The 1,209-nt window shown below is 72.9% G+C and carries 1 protein-coding gene; it reads left to right on the top strand.

Annotation, left to right across the window (positions count from 1 at the left end; translation table 11 throughout):
• The coding region (locus tag AC5RV2_RS18180; protein ID WP_494093490.1) for a hypothetical protein at positions 1-1,209 on the top strand (1,209 nt) is incomplete at both ends.

Here is a 1,209-nt window from a genome sequence, read left to right as displayed (position 1 = left end):
GGGCTGATCGCCGACCGCCTGCGCGCCGTGCTGGAGAGCGCCGGCCCCGACCCGGCACGGTTCCCGTCGTCTGCCAGGGACTGCCTGGACCGCGCTTATGAGGCAGCCTACGCCGAGAACCACGCGGGCGCCCGCGCCTTGGCGCGGGCCGGCCTCGCCCGCTCCTCGGACACCGAACTTGACGTGCGGCTGGGCTTGTACTCAGTGCTGATTGCGCTCGCCCAGCTGGCCGGCGAAGAGAAGCAGGCCCGGGAATATCTCCACGCCCGCATCGCCTTGCTCCGCAGCCACGGGCTGGAGGCCGAGGCCGCGGCCGGCGAGCGGCTGGGAACGGCGCTGTTCCGCGAAGCCGGCGACGACGACCTCCCGCTCCTGGAGGCTGAACTGGACCGCCTGCTGGAGGCCCATGCCCCGGGGTCGGTGACGGCGGACGTCCGGCTGGCCATCGCCGTCGTCCGTTCCCAGCGCGGGGAAGCGAGGCAGGCGATCGCGCTGCTGGAAGACGCGGTGGCCGGCTACGAGCATTCCGGCCGGACGGACAGCTTGTCCGGCGCGCTGATGTACCTGGCCAATACCTACCTGCAGGCCGACCAGCCGGAACGGGCCACCGCAGTTGCCGACCGGATGCTGGCGCTGCCCGGCAACCGTGCCACCACCGCCAGCATGTGGCTCTTGAAGGCCAATGCCGCCGGCGGCGACGGCGCGGCCGGGCTGGAGGAAGCGCTGACGGCGCTGGAACTGTATGCGGCCGCCGGGGTCCGCAAGGGTGCTATCAGTGCCGCCGTCGTGCTGGCCCGGCTCTGCGCCGGCATCGGCGACTACGAAGACTCGGTGCTGGCTTGGCAGGCGGCGGTCGCCCAGGCCGAACGCGGTGAGGTGCAGGAAGAGCTCACGCTGCGGCTGGCGCTGGGAAACCAGCTGCTGGAGGCGGAAGAGTACGAACTGGCGGGCGAGGTGCTGTCCAAGCTGCTGGCTCGGCTGGAACACACCCAGGCGCCCCATGCGCAGGTGGCGCGGGCGCTGATGAGCCTGGGCCACGCGCACCGGCACGCCGGCCGGACCGCCGATGCGCTGGACTGCTGGCGCCGGGCGGTGGCCGAATTCAGCCACGGCGGCGAGTTCGGCGAGGCCGCCCGAGGCCTGCTGGCGACCGGCACGCTGCTCTCCCGCGAGGACCGCGACACGGACGCGCTGGTCTGCTTCGAGGCG

Source organism: Arthrobacter sp. Y3225116 (genome assembly GCF_059091245.1).
This window is presented reverse-complemented; position numbering and strand designations above follow the sequence as displayed.